20 protein-coding genes are annotated in these 19,451 nt (G+C 70.5%); 6 read left to right on the top strand and 14 right to left on the bottom strand.

Going from position 1 to position 19,451, the window contains the following annotated elements; translation table 11 throughout:
* Positions 1-48 precede the first annotated feature (48 nt).
* A complete protein-coding gene (locus ABEB28_RS16920) occupies positions 49-1,515 on the top strand; it encodes a DHA2 family efflux MFS transporter permease subunit (RefSeq protein WP_345729071.1) in 1,467 nt (488 codons plus the stop codon).
* Here the strand turns inward: ABEB28_RS16920 and ABEB28_RS16915 are convergent, their stop codons facing one another.
* Entirely contained in the window at positions 1,516-2,334 is an 819-nt protein-coding gene (locus ABEB28_RS16915; protein ID WP_345729070.1) for a dienelactone hydrolase family protein, read from the bottom strand.
* An 81-nt stretch (positions 2,335-2,415) separates the two neighbouring features.
* Here ABEB28_RS16915 and ABEB28_RS16910 point away from each other — a divergent pair, with 81 nt between their 5' ends.
* Positions 2,416-3,042 (top strand): TetR family transcriptional regulator C-terminal domain-containing protein, encoded by a 627-nt coding sequence (locus tag ABEB28_RS16910; protein ID WP_345729069.1) that lies wholly within the window; start codon positions 2,416-2,418, stop codon positions 3,040-3,042.
* A gap of 23 nt (positions 3,043-3,065) precedes the next feature.
* Here the strand turns inward: ABEB28_RS16910 and ABEB28_RS16905 are convergent, their stop codons facing one another.
* Entirely contained in the window at positions 3,066-3,275 is a 210-nt protein-coding gene (locus ABEB28_RS16905; RefSeq protein ID WP_345729068.1) for a hypothetical protein, read from the bottom strand.
* Between the two features lie 135 nt (positions 3,276-3,410).
* Between ABEB28_RS16905 and ABEB28_RS16900 the strand changes: the two genes are divergently transcribed.
* Complete coding sequence (locus ABEB28_RS16900) at positions 3,411-4,424, top strand: LacI family DNA-binding transcriptional regulator (protein WP_345729067.1); 1,014 nt, start codon at positions 3,411-3,413, stop codon at positions 4,422-4,424.
* Between the two features lie 13 nt (positions 4,425-4,437).
* On the opposite strand, the gene ABEB28_RS16895 is transcribed toward ABEB28_RS16900, so the two are convergent.
* A complete protein-coding gene (locus tag ABEB28_RS16895) occupies positions 4,438-5,556 on the bottom strand; it encodes a cupin domain-containing protein (protein WP_345729066.1) in 1,119 nt (372 codons plus the stop codon).
* Between the two features lie 109 nt (positions 5,557-5,665).
* On the opposite strand from ABEB28_RS16895, the gene ABEB28_RS16890 reads away from it, so the two are divergent.
* On the top strand, positions 5,666-6,463 hold the full coding sequence (locus tag ABEB28_RS16890; RefSeq protein ID WP_345729065.1) for an HpcH/HpaI aldolase family protein: 798 nt from the start codon (positions 5,666-5,668) through the stop codon (positions 6,461-6,463).
* Positions 6,464-6,465: 2 nt separating this feature from the next.
* Complete coding sequence (locus tag ABEB28_RS16885; RefSeq protein WP_345729064.1) at positions 6,466-7,515, top strand: LacI family DNA-binding transcriptional regulator; 1,050 nt, start codon at positions 6,466-6,468, stop codon at positions 7,513-7,515.
* On the opposite strand, the gene ABEB28_RS16880 is transcribed toward ABEB28_RS16885, so the two are convergent.
* From ABEB28_RS16880 to hisD (ABEB28_RS16835), 10 genes are all read right to left on the bottom strand, one after another.
* Entirely contained in the window at positions 7,478-7,825 is a 348-nt protein-coding gene (locus ABEB28_RS16880) for a hypothetical protein (RefSeq protein ID WP_486323379.1), read from the bottom strand. The genes ABEB28_RS16885 and ABEB28_RS16880 overlap by 38 nt on opposite strands.
* A 297-nt stretch (positions 7,826-8,122) precedes the next feature.
* Complete coding sequence (locus ABEB28_RS16875; protein ID WP_345729062.1) at positions 8,123-8,803, bottom strand: alpha/beta fold hydrolase; 681 nt, start codon at positions 8,801-8,803, stop codon at positions 8,123-8,125.
* Entirely contained in the window at positions 8,800-9,561 is a 762-nt protein-coding gene (locus tag ABEB28_RS16870; RefSeq protein WP_345729061.1) for an SDR family NAD(P)-dependent oxidoreductase, read from the bottom strand. The genes ABEB28_RS16875 and ABEB28_RS16870 overlap by 4 nt, the downstream gene beginning before the upstream one ends.
* On the bottom strand, positions 9,554-10,879 hold the full coding sequence (hisD, locus tag ABEB28_RS16865; protein ID WP_345729060.1) for a histidinol dehydrogenase: 1,326 nt from the start codon (positions 10,877-10,879) through the stop codon (positions 9,554-9,556). The genes ABEB28_RS16870 and hisD (ABEB28_RS16865) overlap by 8 nt, the downstream gene beginning before the upstream one ends.
* Before the next feature lie 22 nt (positions 10,880-10,901).
* Positions 10,902-11,708: a nitrilase-related carbon-nitrogen hydrolase gene (locus tag ABEB28_RS16860; RefSeq protein ID WP_345729059.1), complete on the bottom strand. Its 807-nt coding sequence runs from the start codon at positions 11,706-11,708 to the stop codon at positions 10,902-10,904.
* Positions 11,705-12,856: an ester cyclase gene (locus ABEB28_RS16855; RefSeq protein WP_345729058.1), complete on the bottom strand. Its 1,152-nt coding sequence runs from the start codon at positions 12,854-12,856 to the stop codon at positions 11,705-11,707. The genes ABEB28_RS16860 and ABEB28_RS16855 overlap by 4 nt, the downstream gene beginning before the upstream one ends.
* A 59-nt stretch (positions 12,857-12,915) precedes the next feature.
* Positions 12,916-13,878, bottom strand: coding sequence for an ABC transporter substrate-binding protein (locus ABEB28_RS16850; protein ID WP_345729057.1), 963 nt, complete (start codon positions 13,876-13,878; stop codon positions 12,916-12,918).
* A gap of 42 nt (positions 13,879-13,920) precedes the next feature.
* Positions 13,921-14,955 (bottom strand): ABC transporter permease, encoded by a 1,035-nt coding sequence (locus tag ABEB28_RS16845; RefSeq protein ID WP_345729056.1) that lies wholly within the window; start codon positions 14,953-14,955, stop codon positions 13,921-13,923.
* On the bottom strand, positions 14,955-15,710 hold the full coding sequence (locus ABEB28_RS16840) for an ATP-binding cassette domain-containing protein (protein WP_345729055.1): 756 nt from the start codon (positions 15,708-15,710) through the stop codon (positions 14,955-14,957). Before ABEB28_RS16840 ends, ABEB28_RS16845 begins: the two co-directional genes overlap by 1 nt.
* A gap of 49 nt (positions 15,711-15,759) precedes the next feature.
* Positions 15,760-17,073, bottom strand: coding sequence for a histidinol dehydrogenase (hisD, locus tag ABEB28_RS16835; protein ID WP_345729054.1), 1,314 nt, complete (start codon positions 17,071-17,073; stop codon positions 15,760-15,762).
* Between the two features lie 73 nt (positions 17,074-17,146).
* Between hisD (ABEB28_RS16835) and ABEB28_RS16830 the strand changes: the two genes are divergently transcribed.
* Positions 17,147-18,091, top strand: a complete 945-nt coding sequence (locus tag ABEB28_RS16830; protein WP_345729053.1) for a LysR family transcriptional regulator — start codon at positions 17,147-17,149, stop codon at positions 18,089-18,091.
* 72 nt (positions 18,092-18,163) lie between these two features.
* Here ABEB28_RS16830 and ABEB28_RS16825 read toward each other — a convergent pair whose 3' ends face one another.
* Positions 18,164-19,417, bottom strand: a complete 1,254-nt coding sequence (locus tag ABEB28_RS16825) for a molybdopterin-dependent oxidoreductase (RefSeq protein ID WP_345729052.1) — start codon at positions 19,415-19,417, stop codon at positions 18,164-18,166.
* Between the last annotated feature and the right edge of the window lie 34 nt (positions 19,418-19,451).

Raw genomic sequence — 19,451 nt, 5'->3', positions numbered from 1 at the left:
ACACCCCTGCCCATTTTCCGCAATTCCTCGGCATCGAAGGGAAGGGTTTTGACGCAATCAACCACTCCGCCGCCTCCTGTGGGGACGGCGGCGGATGGGCCGGAAAAACTGGATCGACGAATTCTCGCGATCGGCGGCGTCGTGGTGCTCGGCGCCCTGATGGCGATGCTCGACGCCACCGTCATCAACGTGGCGTTCGACCAGCTCATCGTCGAGTTCGGCACCACGCTGGACACGATGCAGTGGGTCGCGACCGGCTACACGCTCGCCCTCGCCACCGTGATCCCACTGTCGGGCTGGGCCGCCGACCGGTTCGGTACGAAGGCCGTCTATCTCGCCGCGGTGGCGCTTTTCATGACCGGCTCCGCGCTGGCCGGAACGGCTTGGTCGGTCGAGTCGCTCATCGGGTTCCGGATCATCCAGGGACTCGGTGGCGGAATGTTGCTGCCGCTCAGCATGACGATCCTGACCAAGGCGGCCGGGCCGGAGCGGATCGGCCGGATGATGGCCGTGCTCGGCATCGCCATGGGACTCGGCCCGATTCTCGGCCCCATTCTCGGCGGTTGGCTCGTCCAGGACGTCTCGTGGCGGTCGATCTTCTACCTCAACGTTCCGATCGGCATCCTGACGCTCCTCCTCGGGGCGCGCGTCCTCCCCGACGACGAGCGGCGGCCGGCGGCGAAGCTCGACGTGCTCGGGCTGTTCCTCCTGCCGCCGGGGTTGGTCGCGTTGATCTACGGCCTCGCCCAGGTGCCCTCGCGCTCGGGTGTCACGCACCCGGAGGTCTACCTGCCCGCGGGCATCGGCGCGGTGCTGGTGGTCGCGTTCCTCTGGCATGCGGCACGCACTCCGCACGCACTGATCGACGTGAGGTTGTTCCGCAACCGGCAGTTCTCGATCGCGACGGCCACGATGGCGCTGTTCCTCATCGCGTTCTACGGCACTCTGCTGCTGTTGCCGCTCTACTTCCAGCAGGTGCGGGGCGAGGGCCCCTTGAACGCGGGTCTGTTGATCGCGCCGCAGGGCATCGGCGCCATGGTCATGATGTCGATCTCCGGACGGCTCGTCGACCGCGGCTACGCGGCCAGGCTCGTGCCGGTGGGCATCGTCGTGATCGCCGGCGCGATGGTTCTGTTCACCCAGCTCACCGACGCCACGCCGTACTGGGCGATCGGCACGGCCCTGTTCGTCATGGGGCTCGGTATGGGCATGGTGGGGATGCCGAACATGTCGATCGCGCTGAAGGCGCTGCGGCCGCAGGACATCGCCCGCGCGTCGACGAGCTTGAGCATCATCCAGCAGGTCGCCGCGTCGATCGGCACCGCGCTGCTGTCGGTGATCCTGTACGACCAGCTCGCGACGTCGCTGCGAGAACTGCCCGAGCAGGCCGGCGGACTCCTCGTTCCGGCCATCGCGGACGCGTACCGCTCGACGTTCGGATGGGCGCTCGCGCTGCTCGTCCTGTCGCTGATACCGGCGTTGCTCCGGCTGCGGGGGAGTGCCAGGGCTGACTAGCTACTGATCTGCCTCGTGCAGGCGACCGCGGAGGAACGCGAGGATCTCGTCCCTGGCCCGCAGGGTGGGATGACCCTCTTCGTCGACCAGATGGGCGGTGACCACGCTGTGCGGCGTCTGCACGAGGTCGCGGAAGAACGGTGGTGGCTCGGGATTCGCGCAGGCGCCGGGGAGCACGCGGCCGTCGAATCGATCACCGAGAAGTTGTGCGTACGCGGCGAAACGCTGGCCCGTGCACCACTTGTCGTTGTCGAAGCGGTAGCCGATCGCGGTCAGATCGTCGCGAAGGAATCGCTGCTTGATCGCCTCGGCGTCCTCGGCCGAGAGCTCCAGCTCGGCCGGGGCGTCGAGCGGCAGGGAGGGGTGGTTGAGGACCGGGGCGATGACGGACGGTTCCAGCGTCATGGTCAGGGCGAAGTTGCCGGTGAAGCACATCCCCACCGCACCGACGCCCGGGCCGCCTCGCTCCTCGTGCGCCGTCCGCGCCAGGGCCCGCAGCCAGGTCGTGATCGGACTCGAGCCGCCCCCGGCGAACGCACGGAACTCCTTGCTCACGCACGCTCGCCGCATGATCGGCTCGCCGAGCTCGACGGTGGGGTAGGCGCCGTCGACGCCGAACAGGGACGGCACGTAGACCGCGAACCCCGCGTCGCGAACCCACCGGGCGAAGCGCATCACGTCGAGACTGATCCCCGGCATCTCCGGCATCACGATCACGGCCGGCCCGTTCCCGGCGACATGGACCGTCTTCTCCTGTCCGGCCAGCGCAACCGTGCGCCGGGTGAAGCCGCCGAACACGTCGTCGGATGCCGCGTCCATCAACGATCCTCCCCACTATGCGACCGCTCGGTCGCATAGTGGAGGAGGCTATACGTCCGCTCGGTCGCATACAATGGCCGGATGCCGACTCGCCCTGCCTCGTCGCACTCCGACGGCCGCCGCGCCCGGGGCGACCGCACGCGACACGAGGTCGCCCGCGAGGCGGCGAGGGCAGCGACCGTCTACGGCCTGGACGCCCTCACCGTCGGATCGCTCGCCGCGCAGACCGGGCACAGCAAGAGCGGGATACTCACCGTGTTCGGCAATCGAGAGGCCATTCAGCTCGCCGCCGTCGCCGAAGCGCGCACTCTGTATCGCGACCACGTCATCGGCCCGGCCTGGCACGTGGAGTCCGGCCGGCCCCGGCTCCGCGCTCTCCTCGAGAACTGGGTCGCCTACCTGCGGAACGGTGTCTTCCCCGGCGGATGCTTCATCACCGCGACGTCGGTCGAGTACGGCAATCGGAGCGGGCCCGTCGCCGACGCGGTGCGCAGCCTCACCCGCGAATGGCTGGACCTGCTGGAGTCGGAACTGAAGGTGGCGGGGAGTGCCGACCCCGTCGAGGACGCGTTTCGCGTCGACGCGTTCCTGCGGGCGGGGAACACCAGGTTCCAACTCTTCGGCGACGTGCGAGAACTCGACCGCGCCTACCGTGCGGCGATCGGTTGTTGTGACGAGATCGGCGCGCCCCGGCCCTCGTCGGAGTAGTCCCGCGCGGCGATCGGACGCGGTCATCCCGCCGGTAGGGCCAGGTGGCAGCGGCGCCGACTCGGGCGGCGCGGCAGCAGCCGGCGCCACACGGGCCGTCGGCGAGGAGCGTCCGGCACGACCGGGGCGTCCGGCAGCGCGGACCAGACCCCGGCCTCGGCCTGCCACTCGTCGATTACCCCGCGGAACAGCGGGTGGATCCCGGTCGGTAGCGAGCGCCCCGGAGAAGCCATGACGTTCCTCCATCGTTCCACGACGTCTTGGTCGACGCCGTTACCGTTAACGTGAACGGTAACGAGCGTGCCTCAGGAGTTGGTCGGCGTCAACCGGCAAGCTCCGGCGCCAGCGGGTTCTGGTTGAGTAGGAGCGTGGTGGAGAAGAACGGCACGACGTCAGCGCCGGCAGGCAGGCGGGTGACGCTCAGGGACGTCGCCCGGGCGGCGGGCGTTTCGCATCAGACGGTTTCCCGCGCCATCAACAGCAAAGGGGAGATCGACCCGGAGACCCAGCGCCGGGTCCTCGAGGTCGCCCGGCAGTTGCGCTACCGCCCCAGCCGGTTCGGACGCGGACTCGTGCGGCCCGACGTGGTCACGATCGGCCTGATCGTCCCGGACGTGGTGAACCCGTTCTACCCCGAGTTCATCGCCGGAGTGATCGAGGCGGCCGACGGCCGGGAGTGGCAGGTAGTCGTCGCCAGCACGGAGAACGACCGCGCCCGCGAGCTGGCGTTGCTGCGCTCACTCGGCCAGCAGGTCGACGCGCTCGTCGGCTACGTCAGCCACACCGACGCCGAGCTGGAGCCGTACGTCGCGGGCGTGCCGCTGGTCATCGTCGACCGGGGGCTGGACTCGGAGACCTACGCGCTGGTGCGCGTCGATACCGAGACGGGTGTGCGGGCGGGCCTGGGGCACCTGGTCGAACGAGGGCACCGGCACATCGGCCTGATCGACTGCGTCACCACCGGTCACCCGGACGTGCGCCGCCGGACGCTCCTCGACCTCGCGCACACCCACGGGTTGCCGGTCGACGAGGAGTGCATCATCGTCGGCGAGCAGTCGATGGCCGGCGGCGGTCGCGCGTTCGAAACGCTGCGCGCCGCCCGGCCCGAGTTGACCGCCGTTCTGGCGTTCAACGACCTCGTCGCGATCGGAGCGTTCCAGGCGGCCCGCCGGCTCGGCGTGGCCGTGCCGACGGAGTGCGCGCTGGTCGGTCACGACGGTTTGAGCATCGGCGAGCTGCTGGATCCGCCGCTCACCACGATCCACCTCGACAAACGGCGGATCGGCGAACTCGCCGTCCGCCAGCTGGACCAGCTGCTCGTCGGCGAACTGCCTCGACCGGAGGTGCTCACCCCGAAGCTGCTGGTGCGGGGCACGACGTGAGCAGCCGTGAGGGTCAGCGGACCAGATGGGCCGGCGCCACGTAGCCGTTCGCGTCGATCGCGACGTTCCGCTCGCCCGCGGCCGCGACGACGGCCGGGTCCCAGTCCAGTCGCGTCCGGCCGTCTCCGCTGGTCAGTACCGCGAGCTGCCCGGCCTCCGACCCGATGCTCTCGAACCGTCGCCAGGCTCCGGCCGGCACCGACAGCGTGTCGAACGGCCCGAGCTCGGCGGTGACCGGGTTCTCCGCGTTCAGCGTGACCCGCCACCGGCCCGACTTAGCGATCAGCACCTGCGGCTCGGTGATCCGGTGCCGATTGACCCCGGCTTCGGGCGCGGCGCGTAACCAGGCGAGCGAGAAGCCGTGCGGATCAGCGAGCCGCGGGGCCTGGTCGCGGTGCTCGGTCAGGCCATAGCCGATCACGAGCGCGAGTTCGGCGCCGCCGCCGGGCAGTCCGGAGTCGAGCAGCGCATCCGGTCGCCACACCAGGTCCCCGGGGCGAGTCAAGCGGGTACGCATCTCCTCGACCGAGACTCGACGCAGGCCAGCCAGGTCCTGCTCCGACATCGGCTGGACCAGGTCGACGCCCTCGGGAACCGTTCCGGGCTCCACCTCGATGAGGCGGTGATCGGTGCTGAGGAACATCCCGGTCTTCGCCGCCGCGGAGATCACCGACGGGGCCCAGAGGAGGCCACCGCTCTCGTCCCGACCCAGTGCGGTGTAGAGCCAGGCGTCGTCCGACTCGCTGGTGAAGCCGCGGAAGATCCAGGTCGGGATCGAGATGACGTCCCCGTCGCTGACCGTCGCCTCGCCGTCCTTCCCGTCGACACCCCAGCGGAAGGTCCACGAGCCGGCGAAGCACAGGAAGACCTCGGCGGTGAAGTGGAGGTGGAGGTTGTTCACCGTGTCGGCGGGCATGACGGCGCCACCCAGGTTGAACCCGTGCGGCTCGTCGACCGGCACGATCTGCTCACCGTTCTCGGAGACACCTGGTCCGATCAACGGGTAGTTGATCTTCGCTTGGCTGCCGGGAATCTTCGTGTCCAGGAACGCGGCCGTGTCCGGGACCAGGTTCCTCCGCAGAATGGTTCGGCGCTCCAGCTCGGCGTCGGTGACCTCGCGATCGGTCGACATGGTGCTTCCTCTCAGCGGTTGCGTATACGTATGCATAGTACAGGCCAGCGTGTTTCAGGTTGTCAATCGTCTAGTCTGTGCATACGTAGTCGACCGGGAAAGGTGAGCCATGCGGACGAGTGCCGTGCGGGCGCTGCTCGCAAGCGGGAAGACCGTGGTCAATGCGTGGGTCTCCGGCGACAGTCCTTACCTCGCCGAGACGCTGTCGTACGCGGGCTTCAACGCGGTGACCGTGGACCTTCAGCACGGCATGTTCGGCCTCGACGGTGCGATCCGGCTGATCCAGGCCGTGAGCGCGGGGCCGGCCGAGCCGTTCGCGCGCTGCCCGAGCCACGACCCCGCGGTCATCGGAAAGCTGCTCGACGCCGGCGCGTACGGCATCGTCTGCCCGGCGATCGACAGCCCGGTCGACGCGGCGGCGTTCGTCGCGGCGTGCCGGTACCCACCGGTCGGTCGGCGGAGCTTCGGCCCGGCACGCGCCACCCTCTACGGCGGTCCGGGCTACGTCGACGGTGCGAACGCGACGGTGATGACGTGGGCGATGATCGAGTCGGCGGAGGCGCTCGACGCGGTCGAAGAGATCGCGGCCACCCCCGGCCTGGACGGCCTCTACGTGGGGCCGAACGACCTCGCGCTGGCGCTCGGCGTCCGGCCGGGGCAGGTGCCGGCGCCCGCGGAGGTCGAGCGGGCCTGGGAACGGGTCGTGGAGGCGGCGCACCACGCCGGGATCTACGCGGGCAGCTTCTGCGCCGACGGCACGGTGGCGGCGCATCTCGTCTCCCTCGGGTACGACCTGGTGACGCCCGGCAACGACGCTGCGCTACTGCGCGCCGGAGCCGCCGCCGCGCTGACCGCGGCCCGCGGAGGGGCCGGGTCCGCGCCCTCCGGCGCCCGGACGGGGTACTGATCGTGGGATCGCGCAAGGTCACGAGCTTCGACGTCGCGGAGCGCGCCGGCGTTTCGCAGGCCACGGTCTCCCGCGCGTTGCGGCGCGACCCCAGCATCGGCGCCGAGACGGTCCGCAAGGTCCTCGACGCAGCTCGAGCCCTCGACTACGTTCCCAGCGCGCGGGCCCGAGCCCTGTCCACCGGCGCGACCCAGCGGATCGCGATGGTGGTCGATCTCGACAACCCGCTCTGGTCGCTGCTGGTCGGCCGGCTCCACGACGAGCTGGCGTCGCGCGGCTACCGGCTCACGCTGCTGGCCGGCCACGGTGACCCGGCCGACGTCGAGGAGCACCTCATCGGCGGTGGTGTCGACGGCGTCATCGTCAGCACGGCGCGGATCGACTCGGCGTTGCCGGCGACCCTGCGGAGGCGGGGCGTTCCGGCCGTGCTCCTCCACCGGTACGTCGAAGGCTCCGATCTGGACGCCGCGGTCGCCGACGACCGTGCCGGAGGAGCCGCCGCCGCGCAGCTCCTGCTGGACGCCGGACACCGGCGCATCGGCGCGCTCCTCGGCCCGGAGGACACCAGCACCGGCCGGGACCGCGCCGCGGGGTTCCGCACGCGCCTCGCCGAGGCCGACGTCGAGCTCCCCGACGCGTGGGTCCGCACCGGCGCGTTCGAGCAGGCCCACGGTGCCGAGTCGCTCGCGGCGGTGCTCCGGGGGCGACGCAGACCCACCGCGCTGTTCTGCGCGAACGACATCATCGCGATCGGCGCGATGAACGCGGCGCACGCGGCCGGTGTCCGGGTGCCGGACGACCTGGCGCTGGTCGGGTTCGACGACCTGGAGAGCGCCGCCTGGCCGATCCTGTCCCTGACCACGATCCGCGTCCCGTTCGCCGACATGCTGCGGACCGCGGTGACGTTGCTGCTGGAGCGGATCGGCGGCTTCGACGGCGGTGGGCGACGGGTGCTCCACCCCGTCACCCCGGTACTGCGCGCCACGCACCCGCTGCCGAGTCCGGACTCCGCGGTCAGTTCAGCGGGAGCGGGTAGGCGTGGATCTCCCTGAACGTCGACGCGATCAGCATCTCCTCCACCACCTGCAGATGGACGCCGATCGAGAGGCCCTTCTGGGTACGCAGCGGCTTGCCGTCCCGTAGTTGCCAGGCCTGGATGACGGAGTCTTCGCCGGCACCTTGGCTCACGAAGACGGCGTCGTCCGACGTCACCGGTCCCGGCACGAGGTCTCCGCGCGATTCGGTGGTCGACCAGAGCTCCTCTCCGGAGTCGCGGTCGAGGACGACGAACCCATAACCGCTACCGGCGCAGACCGCGTCCAGCCCGACGGCGATCACGGTCTGATCGGAGCGCTGCAGCATCGCGACGACGCGATCGGTCGAGGACCGGCGGCGTGAACTGATCGGTGCTGATACCTGCGCGCCAGGCACGCGGGCGGATCGTCGCCGTCGATCCGGGCTCGGGCGCGTCGTCCCGGAGGCTGGCCCAGGCGACGCCGCCGGCCGCGGTCGCTGCTCCGACACCGGCGAGGACGAACAGCGCGGAGCGGCGCGTTATCCCGGTCAAGAGCCCACCTCCGGCCCCTAAAGTATGGGACCGGAGCGCCACCCGTCCTGGCGCCGCTCAACGCGGGCGCCGACCGTGCCGATACTGCCGGCTCAGCGGTCCAGCCACTCCCGGAGTAGGGCCACCACCGCATCCGGCGCCTCGAGCGGGGACATGTGGCCGACCTCCGGCAGGACGTGGAGTGTCGCGTCCGGGATGCCGTGGGCGAGCTCGTGCTGCATCGGCGCGGGGCTGACCTGGTCCAGGTCACCACGGATCACCACCGTCGGGACGGTGATCGCGGCGAGCCGGGGCCGGGCGTCGGTGCGGGACTGCTGAGCGGCGAGCTGGCGTCGGAAGCCGACGGCGCCCACCGCGGACGCCATCCGGGCGTTCCGCTCCACCAGGTCGGCTCGGGACGCCGGGAGCGTGGCCACCGCCAGTTCGCGCGCCACCGCGTCGAACTCACCGGCCGCGATCCGCGCGTCCCAGCCGCGCCAGGCCGCTCGCTGGGCGTCCGTCGGGGGCCTCGCGCTGCTGTTGAGCAGCGCGAGGCGGCGGATCCGGGACGGCTGCTGCCGGACCATCTCCAGCGCGACGATCCCGCCGAGCGAGTGCCCGGCGAGCGCGAACTCCGACGGCGAGCCGGCGAGGACACCGGCGGCGAGGCCGGCGATCGTGTCGTGCTGGTCGATCCGGCCAACGTGGATCGCAGTGTCGGAACCCAGCCGGAAAACGACGTCGGCCCAGCCGTCGGCGCTTCCCAGCATGCCCGGCAGCAGCACCAGCGTCATCGACCCACCATGCCCGCGGACAGGTCGATGTCGGCGCAGTGCAGGCCGGTCATGCTGAGCATCGCGACCAGGGCGTCCGCCACTTCGGACTCCTCGACCATCCGGCCGAGCGCCGCCCGGGACGTGAAGCTCTGCTCGGCCTCCTCGTACGTGATGCCGCTGCGCTCGGCCTCCAGCCGGAAGTTGCGCTCCATCCGCGGCCCGCGCACCGGCCCCGGCGACAGCGTGTTCACCCGCACCCCGGCCGGTCCCACCTCGGCCCCGAGCGTCGTCGACAGCCCGATCACCGCCATCTTCGACGCGCAGTACGGCGTCCGGTTTGCCAGTGGACGCTTGCCGCTGATCGACGCCAGGTTGATCACGTCTCCGGCGCCGCGAGCCACCATCGGCGGCACGAACGCGCGGCACACCAGGTAGATCCCCCGGACGTTGACCGCGAAGACGTCGTCCCACTCGTCCGGCTCGATCTCGACCAGCGATTTGACCGGCCCGGGAACCCCGGCGTTGTTCACCAGGATCGAGATCTCCTCGTCCGCGAGCTCCGCGGCGAGCGCCGCGACCGACTCCGGCGAGGCGACGTCCACGGTGGCGACGCGCGAGTCGGTGAGCAACGCGCGTGTCTCCTCCAGCGGCTCGCGCCGACGCCCCGCGAGGATCGTTCGGACGCCGCGCGCGTCGAGTGCGAGCGCGAACGCCCGGCCGAGACCGTTCCCGGCGCCGGTGATCAGCGCGGTCCGGGCGACGAGACGGTCAGGCACGGCTGGCCGCGAACGTGTGGTCGGACCAGGGCAGCGGCGCGCCGGCGTACTTGGCGGCCCGGACGTCACCCGAGCGGGCGTGCCCCTCGAACAGCTCGACCCGGGACGCCCGGCCGCACACCTCGCCGAGGTACGCGCTGGAGCTCAAGTCGGTGACCTCCTGGTAGGTCACCGTGCGGAGGTACTTGCCGACCCACAGCCCGCCGGTGAAGCGGGCGTTGCCTCGGGTGGGCAGGACGTGGTTGGTGCCGATCACCTTGTCGCCGTAGGACACGCAGGTTCCCTCACCGAGGAACAGCGCCCCGTAGTGCCGCATCTTCTCCAGCGCCTCGCGCGGCGAGCGGGTGAGCACCTCGACGTGCTCGCTGGCGAACGAGTCGGCGACCGCGTACGCCTCGTCCAGGTCGTCGACCAGCAGGATCTGGCCGTGGTCGCGCCACGCGGGCCCGGCCAGGTCGCGGGTCGGCATGTCCACCAGGATCCGCTCCACGTGCTCGGAGACCGACACGGCCACGTCGCGCGAGGTGGTGATCAGGACGGCGGGCGAGTCCGGACCGTGCTCGGCCTGGCTGAGCAGGTCCACCGCGACGACGAACGGGTCGGCGTGCTCGTCCGCGATCACCAGGATCTCGGTCGGCCCCGCGAACAGGTCGATGCCGACCTCGCCGAACAGGCGCCGCTTGGCCTCGGCGACGTACGCGTTGCCCGGCCCGGCGATCAGGTCGACGCGGTCGATGGTCTGGGTGCCCAGCGCCATCGCGGCCATCGCCTGCACGCCGCCGAGCAGGTAGATCTCGTCGGCGCCCGCCATCGCCATCGCCGCCACCGTGGCCGCCGGTATCGAGCCCCGGATGGGCGGCGTACAGGCCACGACCCGCGAAACCCCCGCGACCTTCGCGGTCACGATCGTCATGTGCGCCGACGCGGTGAGCGGGTACCGCCCACCGGGAACGTAGGCGCCGACCGCGGCCACCGGCACCTGCTTCTGCCCGAGCCGGACCCCGGGCAGCGTCTCGACCTCGAAGTCGGTGAGCGAGGCCCGCTGGTGCTCGGCGAACCGCCGCACCTGCGCCTGAACGAACTCGATGTCGTCGATCACCTGCTGCGGGAGGCTGCGGATCAGCCCGTCGATCTCCGACGAGCTGAGCCGGAACGACTCCGGTGACCAGTTGTCGAACTTCGCCGAGTACTCCGTGACGGCGACGTCCCCGCGCTCGCGGACGTCGTCCAGGATCGCCGCGACCGTGGCGGCCACGGCCGGGTCGGTGACCGCCGCACCGCGCGGCGTCGGCGGAACAGACTTCAGGTAGGTGATCATGCGAAATCTCCCAGGGAGAGGATCAGAACTGGTCGTAGACGTCGGTGCGCCGGTCCGCCAGGACGTGGTTGACCGCCGAGATCGTCTTCCGGCGCGCGGCGCCCAAGTCGCACGAGGCCAAGGCGGACGCGACGCCGGGGCCGGCGGAAGCCACCACCCAGCCGTCCGGGTCGACGATCGCGGTGCCCTCGGTCCAGGCCTGGCCGCGCTCGGTGCCGGTCCGGTCGCAGCAGGCGAGGTAGACCCGGTTCGCCCGGGCTGCGGCCATCGCGGTGACGACCTCGGGCGGACGCTCGCCGGACGGCCGGGGCACCAGCGGCCAGTTGGTCGGCACTGCGAGGAGGTCCGCTCCGGCCAGCGCGAGACCCCGGGTCATCTCCGGGAACTCCATGTCGTAGCAGATCAGGACGCCGATCCGGCCGGCCCGCGTGTCGAGGACCGGGGGAGCGGCGGTCCCGGGCGAGAACACCGTGCGCTCCGCGTCCCACAGGTGGGTTTTGCGGTAGACGGCCAGCACCCCGGAGCGGTCGACGACCGCGGCGCTGTTGTAGACGGCGGAGTCCTCGCCGGCTTCGCAGAAGCCGCCCACGACGACCGCGTCACCCGCGGCGCGGCCCCAGGCCGCCAAGAGCGGGGAACCGGGGTCCAGCGCGGCTGCTCGCGCCTCATCGGTGGACGAGAACAGGTACCCCGAGGTGACCAGCTCGGGGAGCACGATCAGGTCGGCACCGTCCGCGGCGGCCGACGACACCGCCGCCGCGGACATCGCGGCGTTGTGCCGCAGGTCCCCGATCTCCGGGGCGACCTGCGCGCACACCACTCGGATCACGGGACCATCGGCAACGGTGCGTCGCTCAGGATCTGCGCCATCACGTCGAACTCGTTGAACAGGTTCCACTCCTCCGTGACCTGCCCGTCGGTCACGTAGAGCTGGGAGATGCCCCAGAGGTGGACGCGGCGACCGGTGGGCGCGCCGTACAGGCCGTGGCCGCGGTGGGTGCCGGACGCGGTCCAACGGACGACGATCCGGTAGCCGTCCGCGTCGTTGCCCATCCAGTACACCTCGTCGACCTTCATGCCGAGGTCGGGAAAGGTCGCCATCAGGCTGCGGGCCATGCCCTTGACGTCGGCGCGGCCGTAGCCGACGCGGTTCGACGTGCCCTTCCAGCGCACCGTGCTGCTGTAGGACCGCTCGAACGCGCTGAGGTCACGGCGGTTGTAGACGTTGTGGAAGAGCGCACGGGCGAAGTGCTCGGGGTCGAACTCCGGGGCGTCGTGGGACGGGTAGTACTCCGGCTTGCGTCCGCCGGAGAGGCGGTCGACCTCGGCGAGGTAGCGCTCCGCAGCCGGAGAGGCGGCGACCTCGTTGCCGTACCGGCGAGCTGCGTCGGCGACGTCGATGCCGAGCTGCGCCAGCTTCGAGCACATGTTGTAGAGCACCCACTCCTCGAAGATCTCGTTTTCACGGATCACGCAGTTGGCGATGCCCCACATGTTCACCCGGCGGCCGGTGGCCGGGCCGTGCTCCCACGGGCCCAGGTGGTGCCCGGTGGTGATGTACCGGTGCGACGTGACGAAGCCCTGGACGTCGTCCCCGGCCCAGATCACGTCGTCGGCGTAGGACCGCGTGTCGGGAAAGGCGTGGATGCTCTGCATCGTGCCGGACACGACCCGCTCGACCCCGTAGTGCGGCCCGTGGTCGTCGTGGACGAAGCAGCCCGGCGCGTACGTGTCGTAGATGTAGCCGACGTCCTGGTCTTCCCAGATGCGGTGGGTGATCCGGACGATGTAGTCGATGATGTCGACGTACGTGTCCTCGAAGCCGCGCATCGACTGCCGGCGGTCGCCGCGCTCGGCGGCGGCCCGCGCGGTGTCGGTGCCGGTCGCCGGGCGGACCGCGATCGAGTAGTCGCGCGGCATCGTGCGGATCGAGGGTCCGTCCCCGATGTGCTGGCCGATGAGAACGGTTTCTGCCACTGCATTCCCTCCCGGGGCGGAGGAGGCGCCGCCAGGCGCCCCCTCCGGTGCGTCCTGGGTCACGAGCAGGTCATCTTGTAGATGTACTCCTGCACCTCGGGCGTGTTGAGGTTCTCCTTGGTCGCCACCACGAACGGCGACGTCTGCTTCTTCGGCACCGACTCGCCCTTCCAGATCTTCTGGGCGGACACGATGCCCTGCTTACCCTCGCCGAACGGGTACTGGACGACGAGGGCGTCGGCGCCACCGTTCTTCAGGGCCTCGACGATCGGGTCGGACGTGTCGTACCCGATGACCTTGATCTGACCGGTCTTGCCCGCCTCGCGGATGCCGGTGACGGCGCCCTCGGTGTTGTTCGTGGTGACACCGAAGATGCCGGACAGCTTCTTGTTCGACCCGGCGGTGGTCGACGCGATGTTCGCGGCCTTGGCGGTGGCGTTCTGGGTGTACTGGACACCGAGGAACTTGATGCCGGGGAACTCCGCGATGCCCTGCTTGAAGCCCTCGACCCGGGCGTCGCCGATCGGGGTGCCCGGCGTGTTGTTCAGCGCCATCACCTCGCCGGTGCCCTTGAGCAGCTCGCCCATCTTCCGGCCGGCGAGCTTGCCGCCCTCGATGCTGTCGGACTGGATGAACGTGTCCATGATGCTGTCGTCCTGGACGTTGTCGTCGATCCCGATGATCGGGATACCGGCCGCCTTCGCTCTGGCCAGCGGACCGATCATCGCCTTGGTGTCGGTCACCGAGATCATGATCGCGTCGGGCTTCCCGGCGACCACGGCGTTGACGATCTGGGTCTGCTTGGCGACGTCCCATTCCGAGGCGCCCTGGTAGGAGAACTCGATGCCGTCCTTCTTGGCCTGCTCGGTCGCTCCACACGCGACCGTTTGGTAGAACGGAATGCCGGACATTCCCTGGATGTAGACGACCTTCTTGGTGCCTGACGACCCTCCGTCATCCGAGCCGCCACATGCGGTGAGCAGTAGTGGTAAGACAGCGGCCAGCACGAATACCTTGCGCATCGACGTTCCTCTTTCAGATCGTGCGTGGGGGTTTGATGGAACTCAGCCGCGGTCGCGGCGGCTGCGGCGACGCTGGTCGATGAACACGGCGACGATCAGGATGAAACCGATCGCCACCTCCTGCCAGAACGGCTTCACGTCGATGACGATCAGGCCGTTGTTGAGCACGGCGGAGATGAACATGCCGACGGTCGTGCCGACGATGGTTCCGACACCGCCGAACAGGCTGGTCCCGCCGAGCACCACCCCGGTGATCACCTGCAGTGCGTCCTGGGTGTGGCCGGCGATCGTCGTGGTGGCGAACCGGGTCAGCGACATCATTCCGGCGGCGCCGGCCAGCAGGCCGGAGAGCGCGTAGAGCTTGAGCAGGTGCCGGTCGACGTTGATGCCGGCCCGGCGGGCGGCTTCGGCGTTCGACCCGACGATGTAGGTGTGCCGGCCGAAGCGGGTGTTGGCGAGGTGGAGGCCACCGACCACCGCGATCGCCGCGGAGATCCAGACCAGGGCAGGCAAGCCGAGCCACTGGTCGACCGAGAGTTTGATCAGCGACAGCGGAACGGTCCGGACGTCGTTTCCGTCGGTGATCAGCCGGGCGATACCGAGGGCGGCGCCCATCGTGCCGAGCGTCGTGATCAGCGCGGGAACCCGCAGCCGGGTGATGCAGAACCCGTTGAACAGGCCCCAGGCGATGCCGCTGATCAACGCGACGCCCAGCCCGGCGAACACCGGCAACCAGCCCTCGCCGCCGACCGCGCCCATCGTTTTCGCGGCCATCACGCCGGAGAACACCAGGATGGACCCGATCGAGAGGTCGAAGCCGCCCGCGACCATCACGTACGTCATACCGACCGCCATCACCAGCAGGATGCTGACATCGGTGAGGATGTTGCGGCCGTTGGCGACCGTGGGGAACGCGTCCGGCCGCAGGCTGGAGAAGACGATCGCCATCAGCACCAGGACGCCGGCCAGGTAGAACGGTGTCGCGGACAGCAGCCTGGTGAGCGCCCGCTTGCGCGGCGAGACGTTCTGGCCCACGGCGTCCAGCGGTGCGGCCGTCGTTTGTGTGTCCACGCTCATCACGCCACCCCGTCCAGGGCGCCGGTCATGGCGCCCACCAGCTGTTCGACGTCACAGTCGGAGGCCTGCAGCTGCGCCACCCGCTTGCCGAGGCGCAGCACCTCGATCCGGTCGGCGACCTCGAGGACCTCGGTCATGTTGTGGCTGATCAGCACGACGGCGACGCCGGAGTCGGCGACCGTGCGGACCAGCTTCAGGACGTTCCGGGTCTGCCGGACGCCGAGGGCCGCGGTGGGCTCGTCCATGAAGATGATGCCTTTCGCCCACATCACCGCCCGGCAGATCGCGACGCTCTGGCGCTGACCGCCGGAGAGCGCGGCCACCGGTGCGTCGAGATCCTTGACGTCGGTGCCGAGCGACCGGAACGCCTCCGCGGCCTTGGTGCGCATCGTCTTCCGGTCGAGCACCCCCAGCTTGCCGAGCAGGCCGGGCTTGAGCAGCTCGCGGCCGATGTAGGCGTTCTCCGCCGGGCCGAGCTCGGGCGCCAGCGCCAGGTCCTGGTAGACGGTCTCGATCCCCAGGTTGCGAGCGTGCAGCGGCGACTGCAGCGTCACCCGCTCGCCGCGGAGCAGGATCTCGCCCTCGTCCGGGCTCTGCACCCCGGAGAGGCACTTCACCAGCGTGCTCTTCCCGGCGCCGTTGTCGCCGATCAGCGCGACCACCTCGCCGGCGTCGACCTGGAAATCGGCACCGGAGAGGGCCTGAACATGTCCGTACCGTTTCGTGATGCCGCGGGCCTCGAACAAGACGGTCATCAGTTCGTCCTTCCTGACCTCGTGCAGTGGAGGGGGAGCTACTGCGCGGTCAGGCCGACCAGCGGTCGAGGCGGAGGGTCGCCGTCGCCCGGTGGGCCGCCATGCCTTCGTAGGCCGACATCTCGTCGACCGCGACCGCCAGGTCGGCCGTCGCCGCCGACGCCACCCGCTGGAACGTGAGCGGCTTCAGGAACCGGGAGACCGAGAGTCCGGCGCTGTGCCGGGCGCCGCCTGCGGTCGGTAAGACGTGGTTCGTGCCCGCCATTCCTTTGTCGGAGTAGGCCACCGTGGACGCGCGTCCCAGGAAGAGGGAGCCGTAGTTGGTCAGCTCCCGCCAGTACCACTCGTCGTCCGCGGTCTGCACCTCGAGGTGCTCGGGCGCGAACTCGTCCATCAGCGCGACCGCGGTCGCCCGGTCTTGGGCCCAGACCACGCTGCCGTGGTTGTGCCAGGCCGGACCGGCGATGCCGTTGGTGGCCAGGGTCTCCAGCTGACGCTCGACCTCGGTGAGGACCGCGATGGCCAGCTCCTCCGACGTCGTGACGAGCGCGGCTGGGCTGTCCGGGCCGTGCTCGGCCTGGCCGAGCAGGTCGGCGGCGACGAGCTCGGGGTCCGCTGTCTCGTCGGCGATCACGGCGACCTCGGACGGTCCGGCCAGCAGGTCGATCGCAACCCGGCCGAAGAGTTGGCGCTTCGCTTCGGCGACGTAGGCGTTACCGGCGCCGACGAGCATGTCGACGGGGAGCTCACCGAGCAGTCCGAACGCCATCGCGGCCAGCGCCTGGACGCCGCCGAGGCAGAAGATCCGGTCGGCCTTCGAGATCTGCGCCGCGTACAGAACGGCGGGGTTGGGCTTGCCGTCCGGCTGCGGCGGCGTGCAGGCGACCACTGTCGGGACGCCGGCCACTTTGGCCACGTTGACGGTCATGAACGCGCTGGCGAGCAGCGGGAACCGCCCGGCAGGCAGGTACGCGCCGACGCGAGCGATCGGGATGTACCGGTGCCCGACGGTCAGCCCCGGCACCAACTCGGCCTCGAAGTCGACGAGCTTCTCGCGCTGGAGCGCGGCGAACGCCGCGGTGCGCTGCTGACCCAGTTCGAGCGCCGCGCGCAGCTCCGGGGTGAGCGCGTCACCGGCGGGTGCGGCCGGGTCGATCTCGACGTCCTGACTGTCCCACTTGTCCAGTTCTCGGGCGTAACGCAGCACCGCGTCCATGCCGCCGCGCTCGATCGTCGAGAGCATCTCGCTGACCCGGGCGATGACCGCGGGGTCGCGCTGCGCTTCGGGGCCATCGACGGCGGGCGCCTTGAGGACCTTGTACGCACCGGCCAGATGGGCGATGCGAGAGGGATTCAGCTGCATGAACGGGGAGCGTAAGAGCGGTCAGGCCGCAGGTCTAGCCTGATGTTTCTTGTACTTCCCTTCGTGTTTCCCTATGGCTAGCCTCGCGGTCGTGACGCTCAACCAGTTGCGCGCCTTTCTTGCGGCAGTCCGTACCGGTTCGTTCACCGCGGCAGCCACCTCGCTGCAGATGTCACAGGCTTCGGTGTCCGAGCTGATCCGTCGGCTGGAAGAGGAACAGGGGCTGCCGCTGTTCACTCGTGGGCCGCGGCGACTGATCCTGGCCACGGCCGGTGAGGAGCTGCTGCCCTACGCCGAGCAGGCGGTCGCGGCGGCCGAGAGCGGACAGCAGGCGCTGCGCTCCTTACGCTCGCTCGGCGGTGGGGTGGCCACGTTCGGCGTCCTGCGCAACGCGGACTACTACCTGCTGCGGAACCTCGTCGAGCAGTTCCATGACGCGTACCCGAACGTCCGGGTGCGACTGGTCGGACAGAACTCGGTCGAGGTCGCCGCGTCCGTCGCCGCCGGCGATCTGGAAGCGGGCCTGGTCGTGCTGCCGATCGACGACGAGGGCCTCACCGTCCGGCCGCTCCTGCGCGACGAGGTGGTGTACGCCAGCGCCGATCCCACCCACCTGACCGAACCGATCACCACCCGGCAGCTGGCCGAGGCCAAGCTGATCCTCTACGACGCGCACTACGGCTGGAAGGACCCGACCCGCCGCCAGCTCTCCGACCGCGCTCAGCTGGCCGGGGTGAAGCTGGAGGCCCGGATCGAGGTGGAGCACGTCGAGGCCGCGCTGGGGCTCGTCGCGCGCGGCGTCGGCGATACGTTCGTGTGCCGGGCGGTGTCCCAGGGCATCAGTTTCCCGGCCGGCGTCGGAACCGTGCCGTTCGCCGAGCCGCTCTACGACACGATCGCGCTGATCCAGCGGGAGTCGACCGTGCTGTCACCGGCGACGCGGGAGATCGCCCGGCTCGCCCGGGAGATGCTGCTCTCGCGCCGCCGTCGCGGTTCGGCGGTCACCGGCCCGGCCTGAGTCGCCCGGCCTGAGTCGCCCCGCCTGAGTCGCCCCGCCTGAGTCGGCCGGCCTGAGCCGCCCGGGTTCGCGTCACCGTGCCGATCGTCGCGTGCTGCTCCGGGTAGATCGTTCGGACAGCCGTGCCGTCAGCGGCACGACGATCCGGTAGGGCCAGCGCAGCGCGGTGGCTGGGAGGCGGGAGTGCCGCTCTTCCCGAGTCACCCGGGCGCGAGGGTGTTCCTTGGGGCCGAAGGTGCTCTCCGGAGTACGGACGAAGACCTCGAGATGGCTCACGTGCTTGATGTTCTTGTAGCCGTACTGCTGCGGGCTGACGAACCGCAGCGGTGCGCCGTGCACCGGGCTGAGCGGCGCTCCGTCGAGTTGATCGGCGAGCAGGACGTCGGGCTGCAGCGCGTCACGGAGGTCGATGATCGCCTGGACGCCGTCCGCCCCCCGGACGACGACGCCGATGCTGTCCGGATCCGGCTCGCACCGCGGAACGATCACCTGTCGCCAGACCTCGGCGAACGAGAAGCCGCTCCAGGTGAGATCGCGCACCGACCAGGTGGTCACGCAGTGGAAGTCGGCGGTGAGCTGGGTTCGTGGGACGGCCCCGGCCAGGGCGGAGAGGTCGAGGTGGAGCGGGTGCACCACGGCGCCGCCGATCGTCAGCTCGGCCGTTGCGGGTAAGGGCGGCAGCGGCCGGCGCGGATCGTCGGAGAAGCGCGGGAAGACCTCGAGCAGCCGCTGGCCGGGCGGCAGGGCGGCTCCCGGCGCGCGGCGGGGCCAGAGCCGGGCCAGCGAGATCTCGTCCACGTGTCGTCGTCCGCTCCGCAGGGCGACGACGGTGAGGGCGGCGACGACGAGGCAGGCCGGGGAGTAGACGAGCAGATCCAACCGGTAGTACGGCACGTCGGCGCCTCGTCCGACCAGGGCGTGCGCCGAGGTGATCGCTCCGAGGACGCCGCGCGCGGCCAGCGCCCCGGCCAGGAGCACGAGCCCGAGGCGCTGGAGGCCGGTCGGCAGGACGGGCGGGAGGAGCCGTGCGCGGATCAGCAGCAGGGCGGCGGCGCCGCCCAGTAGGGCCGCCACCGAAGCGGTCGCGAAGGCGGACGGAAAGTGGACGGTGTCGCCGACGACGCGCTGCGCCAGCGATGCCTCGTCCCAACCCGGCCAGCGTCCGCCCGCCGCCCAGTAGCCGTGGACGGCCGCAGCGAGAACCAGCACCACGCCGGCCGCGCTCGCCGCGTTCCGGCGGACCGCCATCGACGGCCCGGTGGGGCCGGTACTTCGCTGCGCGGAGTGAACCCGGTGCGACTCGGGGGAGGACACGGTGTCGGCCATCGAAGCCACCTCCTGATACTCAGTATCAGTACAG

This window comes from Cryptosporangium minutisporangium (genome assembly GCF_039536245.1).
GTDB lineage: Bacteria > Actinomycetota > Actinomycetes > Mycobacteriales > Cryptosporangiaceae > Cryptosporangium > Cryptosporangium minutisporangium.
The sequence above is the reverse complement of the archived record's forward strand: the minus strand, read 5'-3'. Positions and strand labels throughout refer to the sequence as shown.

Bases quoted from the DNA above. Each gene is read 5' to 3' on its own strand.
- hisD (WP_345729054.1), bottom strand. From the start codon at position 17,073: ATGCAGCTGAATCCCTCTCGCATCGCCCATCTGGCCGGTGCGTACAAG.
- ABEB28_RS16830 (WP_345729053.1), top strand. From the start codon at position 17,147: ATGGCTAGCCTCGCGGTCGTGACGCTCAACCAGTTGCGCGCCTTTCTT.
- ABEB28_RS16915 (WP_345729070.1), bottom strand. From the start codon at position 2,334: ATGGACGCGGCATCCGACGACGTGTTCGGCGGCTTCACCCGGCGCACG.
- ABEB28_RS16910 (WP_345729069.1), top strand. From the start codon at position 2,416: ATGCCGACTCGCCCTGCCTCGTCGCACTCCGACGGCCGCCGCGCCCGG.
- hisD (WP_345729060.1), bottom strand. From the start codon at position 10,879: ATGATCACCTACCTGAAGTCTGTTCCGCCGACGCCGCGCGGTGCGGCG.
- ABEB28_RS16850 (WP_345729057.1), bottom strand. From the start codon at position 13,878: ATGCGCAAGGTATTCGTGCTGGCCGCTGTCTTACCACTACTGCTCACC.
- ABEB28_RS16905 (WP_345729068.1), bottom strand. From the start codon at position 3,275: ATGGCTTCTCCGGGGCGCTCGCTACCGACCGGGATCCACCCGCTGTTC.
- ABEB28_RS16825 (WP_345729052.1), bottom strand. From the start codon at position 19,417: ATGGCCGACACCGTGTCCTCCCCCGAGTCGCACCGGGTTCACTCCGCG.
- ABEB28_RS16875 (WP_345729062.1), bottom strand. From the start codon at position 8,803: ATGACGCTGGTGCTGCTGCCGGGCATGCTGGGAAGCGCCGACGGCTGG.
- ABEB28_RS16895 (WP_345729066.1), bottom strand. From the start codon at position 5,556: ATGTCGACCGATCGCGAGGTCACCGACGCCGAGCTGGAGCGCCGAACC.
- ABEB28_RS16880 (WP_486323379.1), bottom strand. From the start codon at position 7,825: ATGCTGCAGCGCTCCGATCAGACCGTGATCGCCGTCGGGCTGGACGCG.
- ABEB28_RS16845 (WP_345729056.1), bottom strand. From the start codon at position 14,955: ATGAGCGTGGACACACAAACGACGGCCGCACCGCTGGACGCCGTGGGC.
- ABEB28_RS16840 (WP_345729055.1), bottom strand. From the start codon at position 15,710: ATGACCGTCTTGTTCGAGGCCCGCGGCATCACGAAACGGTACGGACAT.
- ABEB28_RS16890 (WP_345729065.1), top strand. From the start codon at position 5,666: ATGCGGACGAGTGCCGTGCGGGCGCTGCTCGCAAGCGGGAAGACCGTG.